The following is a 3,136-nucleotide window of genomic DNA, read 5'->3' as shown; positions in this document are numbered from 1 at the left end:
CATACGATCTTCGTGCGTCGTCCGGAGACGGAGACCGGGGGAGTCGGGCCCGTCGATGTCGTTGCGGCCATGTGCATCTGGGATGTAGCCGCCGGGTCGATCTCGATCACTGTCATCTTCTTCTACCTCGAAACGGTGTGGGCGTGCGGTGCGGCGTGGGTTCCAGGTCAGAACATTTCGGCGGCGGCGGTACCTGCGTGCCGGGCCCAGCGCTCGGTCTCGGCGATGGCGTTTTCGGCTGAACCCGCCAGTGCCGTCAGTGAGACGGACGCGTCGGGTGGGGTGGCCGCGAGTTGGCCGGCGACGACGACGGATCGGGTATTGGTGTCCGCGCACCGCGCGAGTACGGAGCCGACGAGTTTGCCGGTCAGCGAGGTCTCGTCGAATCGGCCTTCGCCGGTGACGATGACGTCTGCGCGGCCGAATTCGTCGCTGAGGCCGGTGAGGTCGGCTATGCGCGCCGCACCGGGGACGAGGCGCCCGCCCCAGGCCGAGAGACCGAATCCGGCACCGCCGGCCGCGCCGGCGCCGGGTTCATTCGGTCGAATAGTTGTCACGGTGCCGAGACGGTCCGCGAACCGTTGCAGGGCGGTGTCGAGAAGGTCGCGCAGCTGCGGGTCGGCACCCTTCTGCGGACCGAAGACGTGTGCGGCGCCGTGGGACCGGCACAGGACGGCGGTGGTGTCGGACAGCAGTTCCACGCCGCCGGGCGGGGGCACCCGCAGCGCGTCGACGTCGACGGTGTCGAGTTCGGACAGGGCTGCGCCGCCGTCGCCGATGTCGCGACCGTGCCTGTCGAGCAGTTTCACGCCGAGGGCGCGGAGTGCGCCGGCCCCGCCGTCGGTGGACGCCGACCCGCCGAGGCCGATGAGCAGGGACTTGGCGCCGTCGTCGAGGGCGGCGGCGATTACCTGTCCCAGACCGGTGGTCGAGGCGCCGCCGGCGTCGAGGGCGTCCATCAGTGGCAGGCCGCTCATCTGGGCCAGTTCGACGACCGCGGTTCCGTCGTCGAGTCGCAGCCATCTGCCGGTTGTCCGACGGCCGTCGGGTCCGCGGACTCCGGACACGGAGTGCCAGGTGACGTGCGGGTGGCAGGAGGCGATGGCGTCGAGGGTGCCCTCCCCGCCGTCGGCTTGCGGCAGGAGTACCAGTTCGTCGTGTGGGCGCACCGCCGCCCACCCGGCGGCCAGTGCATCAGCTAGGTCGATCGCGTTGATCGAGCCTTTGAACGAGTCGGGGGCGAAGACGACGCGCATCGGGGCGCTCTTCCTCGGCTCGGGATGATCAGTGGACGTCATCGGGGTGCGGCCCTGTTCTCTCGGTCCGATTCAGCGCCGAGATCTGTGCCATCTCGTCGGGACTGAGCTGGAAATCGAACACGTCGATGTTGCTGCGTATCCGTTCCGGTGAGGCCGATTTCGGCAACGGCGTTGCCCCGAGTTGTAGGTGCCAGCGCAGCACCACCTGAGCGAGGGACACCCCGTGCCGGTCGGCGAGAACCTGGAGTACCTCGTTGCCGAGTAGCCGGCCGCGCGCGAGCGGCGCCCATGCCGGGGTGTGGATGCCGAGGGTTCGGTGCAGGTCCAGCATCGCCGGTTGGGTCAGCAGTGGGTGCAGTTCGATCTGGTTGACCACGGGCGCGACCGTGGCGACCTCTATGAGGCGGTGCAGGTGATCGGGCTGGAAGTTCGAGACGCCGATCGCCCGGATTCGGCCCGCGGCATAGAGCTGTTCGAGGGCCCGCCAGGTGTCCAGGTAGGTGCCGCGCGCGGGCGCCGGCCAGTGGATCAGGCACAGGTCGACATAGCCCAGGCCGAGACGGCCGATACTCGCATCGACGGCGTCGAGGGTCGACCGGTACCCCTGGTCCTCGTTGGAAACCTTGGTGGTCACGAACAATTCGTCGCGGCTGATACCGGAGCCTGCCAGCGCGCGACCGAGAGAGTGCTCGTTGCCGTACATCGGGGCGGTGTCGAAGGCGCGGTATCCGGCGGTCACGGCATGTCCGACCGTCGCATGCATGTCCTCATCGGGGATCTTGAACACCCCGAATCCGATGGCGGGCATGGTCACACCGTTGTTCAGGGTGATCGAGGGAACGGTTGCCGCCGCGGTCATGTGATCGAGTACCCGCCGTCGACGGGCAGCACGACGCCGGTGACGTACCGGGCGGCGTCGGAGACGAGGAACAGCACCACGTCGGCGACGTCGTCACCGTCCGCGAACCGCTGCAACGGGATACGGCTCAGCTTCTGGGCACGGAATTCTTCCTGCCCGAGCACCTCCGCCGTCATCGGGGTCTCGATGTATCCCGGCGAGACAGTGTTCACGCGCACGCCCTGCGGCCCGAGTTCGACGGCCAGGCCCTTGCCGAGCTGGGTGAGAGCGGCCTTCGTCGCGCCGTAGGGGACGATGCCCGGGACAGCGCGGTCGGCGGAGAGCGAGGCGATGTTGACGACGCTGCCGCGGCTGTCGATCAGCGACTTCATCGACTGCCGGGTCAGCCGGTACACCGCGGAGAGGTTGACATCGACCAGTCGCTGCCAGCCGTCCTCGTCGACGTCGATGGCGGTGGTGCGCAGCTGGATTCCCGCGGCGTTGATCAGGATGTCGAGGCGTCCGGCGACCTGCTGGGCGAGATCGACGGCCTGGGCGCTGAAGTCCGGATCGGTCAGGTCGCCGCACAGGCCGTGTCCGCCGATCTGCGTCATGACGTCGGTGATCTTCGGGTCGGCGTCGACGCCGACCACCTGGGCGCCGCGGGCTGCCAGCTTGCGGGCGATGGCGGAACCGATTCCGCCGGCCGCGCCGGTGACGATCGCGGCCTTGCCCGTCAATTCCGACGACTCGGTGACCTGTGTTGATGCGCCCACAGTGTGGCTCCCTTCGGGTGGCGCGGCGACGGCGGACATTCCTGACCTACCCGCGCCGGAAACTGCTTTCAGTCTATGAATTGAGGCCCCATGTGGTCTGGACCTCGATGTTCATCACAGTATATGGTGATCCATACTTCAGCAAGAAAGCGATTTCAGGAGTTTTTAGATGGCTTCGATAGTTCTCCCTTCCGCCGACCGCACGACCAGCACGCTCGTGCTGAGTGAGCCGGCACGGCTCGGCACCCGGTCCACCCCGCCGA

3 protein-coding genes are annotated in these 3,136 nt (G+C 68.0%); all 3 read right to left on the bottom strand.

Annotated features, from left to right (window positions below; translation table 11 throughout):
* Nucleotides 1-167 precede the first annotated feature (167 nt).
* The 3 genes from AZG88_RS29160 to AZG88_RS29150 are packed head-to-tail and all read right to left on the bottom strand — an operon-like array spanning nucleotide 168 to nucleotide 2,912.
* On the bottom strand, nucleotides 168-1,298 hold the full coding sequence (locus tag AZG88_RS29160; protein WP_061699881.1) for a glycerate kinase: 1,131 nt from the start codon (nucleotides 1,296-1,298) through the stop codon (nucleotides 168-170).
* On the bottom strand, nucleotides 1,285-2,118 hold the full coding sequence (locus AZG88_RS29155; protein ID WP_061699880.1) for an aldo/keto reductase: 834 nt from the start codon (nucleotides 2,116-2,118) through the stop codon (nucleotides 1,285-1,287). Before AZG88_RS29155 ends, AZG88_RS29160 begins: the two co-directional genes overlap by 14 nt.
* Nucleotides 2,115-2,912: an SDR family NAD(P)-dependent oxidoreductase gene (locus AZG88_RS29150; protein ID WP_082833512.1), complete on the bottom strand. Its 798-nt coding sequence runs from the start codon at nucleotides 2,910-2,912 to the stop codon at nucleotides 2,115-2,117. Before AZG88_RS29150 ends, AZG88_RS29155 begins: the two co-directional genes overlap by 4 nt.
* Between the last annotated feature and the right edge of the window lie 224 nt (nucleotides 2,913-3,136).

Source organism: Rhodococcus sp. LB1 (assembly GCF_001583455.1).
Classification (GTDB): Bacteria; Actinomycetota; Actinomycetes; order Mycobacteriales; family Mycobacteriaceae; genus Rhodococcus_F; species Rhodococcus_F opacus.
The sequence above is the reverse complement of the archived record's forward strand: the minus strand, read 5'-3'. Positions and strand labels throughout refer to the sequence as shown.